General features: G+C 36.5%; 5 protein-coding genes. 4 read left to right on the forward strand and 1 reads right to left on the reverse strand.

Going from position 1 to position 3,305, the window contains the following annotated elements; translation table 11 throughout:
- Window positions 1–98 precede the first annotated feature (98 nt).
- The 4 genes from HC723_RS16575 (at window position 99) to HC723_RS16590 (ending at window position 2,849) form a co-directional block, all read left to right on the forward strand.
- Window positions 99–599: a hypothetical protein gene (locus HC723_RS16575; RefSeq protein ID WP_190339872.1), complete on the forward strand. Its 501-nt coding sequence runs from the start codon at window positions 99–101 to the stop codon at window positions 597–599.
- Window positions 600–750: 151 nt separating this feature from the next.
- Window positions 751–1,473, forward strand: a complete 723-nt coding sequence (locus HC723_RS16580) for an adenylate/guanylate cyclase domain-containing protein (protein WP_190339873.1) — start codon at window positions 751–753, stop codon at window positions 1,471–1,473.
- Entirely contained in the window at window positions 1,466–2,023 is a 558-nt protein-coding gene (locus HC723_RS16585; RefSeq protein ID WP_190339874.1) for a hypothetical protein, read from the forward strand. Before HC723_RS16580 ends, HC723_RS16585 begins: the two co-directional genes overlap by 8 nt.
- A gap of 67 nt (window positions 2,024–2,090) precedes the next feature.
- Complete coding sequence (locus HC723_RS16590) at window positions 2,091–2,849, forward strand: adenylate/guanylate cyclase (RefSeq protein ID WP_190339875.1); 759 nt, start codon at window positions 2,091–2,093, stop codon at window positions 2,847–2,849.
- Window positions 2,850–2,882: 33 nt separating this feature from the next.
- Here HC723_RS16590 and HC723_RS16595 read toward each other — a convergent pair whose 3' ends face one another.
- Window positions 2,883–3,191 carry a hypothetical protein gene (locus HC723_RS16595; protein ID WP_190339876.1) on the reverse strand — a complete coding sequence of 103 codons (309 nt, stop codon included), beginning with the start codon at window positions 3,189–3,191 and terminating at the stop codon, window positions 2,883–2,885.
- Window positions 3,192–3,305: the final 114 nt, after the last annotated feature.

Genomic DNA, 3,305 nt, shown 5'->3' on the forward strand with positions numbered 1-3,305 from the left:
GCCGATTGCCTCTTCTTTAAATTCTTTCGTATAAGTTCGATATTGACGTTTTGTATTCATATTCACCTCGATTGATTATCGTATTATCCACAATCAAGGTGTCCAGATCGATTAGACCAGAATACTTAAAACAAAAATACGAAAAAGGTCAAATCACACTCAAGTCAATTCGACTAGCTTTACAGCCTGCAATTGATTTAATCATTTTCCACACAATTACAACACTTCCTTTGCAGCATCAAGTTAATAGCTATTTAGCCACAAAAACAGGGCAAACAGCAGCTATTACAGGTTTCATCACTCATCTAAAACAACAGTATAATTGTGATCTTGAAATTAACCGTCGCATTATCCAAAGAATTAAAGAGACACGGTTCAAAAAGTCATGTACCCAACGATTAGTTGAGCTGTATCGACAAGATAACCTAACCGAACAAGATCAAGTGGAACTGGTCGGTATTGCACTCTATTGCCTACATAATGTACTTATCAAAACACCTGAAAGAGATCAGATACACAAAATTAATGGCAACTATTTCTACAATGAAAACCAAAATAAACATTTCCTTCCAAAGGACATCATTCTGCGCCTCACGTAAAGGATGACCAGATAGACTAAAGTTTTGTGCTTCCCCCTTGAAATGCTAGATATAACCCTCCATTAATGATGGTTGTTACGTGCATCTATTTTAACCAATCAACGTATAAAAATTAGCGCACTTAAGCCAAGAAAGTAATTGAGGAAGCAAAGTGAAAGCAGAATATAGCTCATATGATTATGATAAAAGTAGAGACAGGATCGATGAAATACTAAAGTCTTCTGATTCAAACTATACAGAAAAGAAAACTATCCCATCAAGGGATGACTTAACCTTTACCAATGGTTTCAATGTATGGTGTACAGCTCTTTTTGTTGACATCCGTAAGTCCAAAGAACTAAACAAAAAACACACCAACCCCGTTCTGGCAAAAATTTATAAAACTTACATATCAGAGCTGGTAGCCGTAGTGAAAGGGCATGATAAAATTAAAGAAATCTGTATAGAGGGCGATTGCGTATGGGCTATATTCGATACTCCCAAGAAAAGTGACATTGATGCTGTATTTAGTATCGGTGCTCAGATTTCATCGCTGATTGACACCTTAAATATCAAATATAAAAAACGGAACTACTCAGAAATAACCGTTGGTATCGGGATCTCCTATGGAAAATCACTATTAATCAAGTCGGGATACAAAGGAAGCGGCATAAATGAAGTGGTTTGGCTTGGAAGCTTAGTAAGTGAAGCTGCTGAACTTTGTAGTTTTGGAAACAAAACATCATCAGATAAAGAAATGGTTGTCTCGAACGTATTTTATAACAATTTAAATGAACGCAGAAAAAAACTACTCAGTAAAAACAATAATAGGGATTGTTATCATGGGCATGTTATCAACACTTCAATGAATGAATGGGTTAAGAATAATGGATAGCAGTAAAAATCAATTTATCATCGCAGCGATTGAAGACTGTCAAGCGACGATCAGAGCCACTGACGCTAAGGTTGGTGCTTTGTTGGCTGGGATATTATTGCCCTTTTCTCAAATATCTCATATTTGGAGATATTTGATACAGCTTTCTGAGGAGATAGGTAGCCAAACATTTACGATAATCTTTTTTATCCTTTGGCTTACGACAATCTATATGCTGGTGAGGACAATATCGGCGATAGGCAATCCAGTAAACAACATCATCAACAATAAATGTACAGGCTCCTTCTACAGTGCTGGACTCTACAGCTTTGTTTTTTTAGATTCGCTAGTGAATAGAAGTGTAATCAAAGCCAATAAAGAAGTCGCCAGCTTTGCCCAATCTTATCCCAACACAACACACGAAATAGAGTTAGAGCTATCATTTGAGCACATGAAACTGATCTACATTCGAGACATTAAACTACACCGTTTAAATTTTTCATTACTCTTCTCTGGCCTGTGGTTTATTATTGGGATGTTGATTTTTATTTCTGTGAAATCACTTGCTTGATAGACGTATAACATAAAAAAACTAACCGAGATTCCTACCGCTCATTACTTATACACAAAGGTTTATAATGCTAGAGAACGAAAAAAACGAACTTCAAGCCATAATAAATGCAAGCCTAAATGAAGCAGAAAAGCACTGGCAAAGAGGTGGTTTTATATTAGAAGCACTAAATAGAAAGATGGAAGATTCAGTCCAACCTTCCAATATTCCTGGTCATAAAATAGTTCGAGATGATGAAACTGTCATTGATGAATTTATTGCTTTTGTAGCCGATATGCGAAATTCAACCGACCATCTCATGTGTGCAATCAGTTCAAAAAATGCAGATGTATCTGGTTTGCAAAGGGTTTATTATGAAACTTCAGCACTATTACCATCGTTAGCTCATGTAGTTAGTAAAGAAAATGGCAAAGTTACAGAGTTCTTGGGTGATGGTGTTCTAGCTCTATTTCAAATCGACCCCGAAGCTAAGGAAGAAGCAATTTACGCTTCACATCGAGCAGCAAAAAAAGCCGTGAATAATGTGAGACAAATGATAAATGAAGAATTGAAGAAACGTTATCGATTACCTCCTATCGATATTGGTGTTGGATTAGCTACAAGCAAAGCCTTAGTTACACTAGTTGGTTTACCACAAGAAAAACAACCAAAAGCTTTTGGAGAGTGTATCTTTCGAGCGACCAAATTATCCAGTGGACAAAATGAAATTATTTGCGATCAAAACTTAAAAGCGATGTGGCCATCATCAAAAGGAGGAACTATCTCCTTTAAACAAAAGCCTATTAAAAATGCTGCTTTTACAGGGTACCTAATCGGCACTAGCTAACAAAAAAAGAGGGGTTATAAACCATTAAGGTTATCAACTATCTAATGGTATCAGCTTGCTAATACCATTTCGAACCCAGTTATTATTAGCCCCTTGTCGATGAATAAATGTTGCCATTTTCCCACCTTGAGCATCAACATAATCAGATTCAACAACACCTAAAGACACAATGTCCACCAGTAATCTCACAAGTGTATAATGACTGTCATTGAGTGAGTTACCACTCAAAAACAAACTAACATTATCCGTTTTATATACAATACTACTAAAACCAGAGCCTTTTTCTTTTTCAGAAAAACTAACTACGAACAAGGTTTGGTGGTTAATATGTAAGCGCCCCATAATCCCACGGGGCGTTTTAGCGTGAAAAATTCCAAGGGAGAAGTGAGTCGATGTCAGGGACTGGCTTTGCCAGTTCCTTCATACACTGAACCATGTAATCATAAATTATCAACC

It is taken from the genome of Vibrio sp. S11_S32, from assembly GCF_014694465.1.
In the GTDB taxonomy this organism is placed as follows: Bacteria; Pseudomonadota; Gammaproteobacteria; order Enterobacterales; family Vibrionaceae; genus Vibrio; species Vibrio algicola.

Excerpts from the sequence above, each read along its gene's own strand:
- HC723_RS16595 (WP_190339876.1), bottom strand. The coding sequence starts at position 3,191 with ATGGGGCGCTTACATATTAACCACCAAACCTTGTTCGTAGTTAGTTTT.
- HC723_RS16590 (WP_190339875.1), top strand. The coding sequence starts at position 2,091 with ATGCTAGAGAACGAAAAAAACGAACTTCAAGCCATAATAAATGCAAGC.
- HC723_RS16585 (WP_190339874.1), top strand. The coding sequence starts at position 1,466 with ATGGATAGCAGTAAAAATCAATTTATCATCGCAGCGATTGAAGACTGT.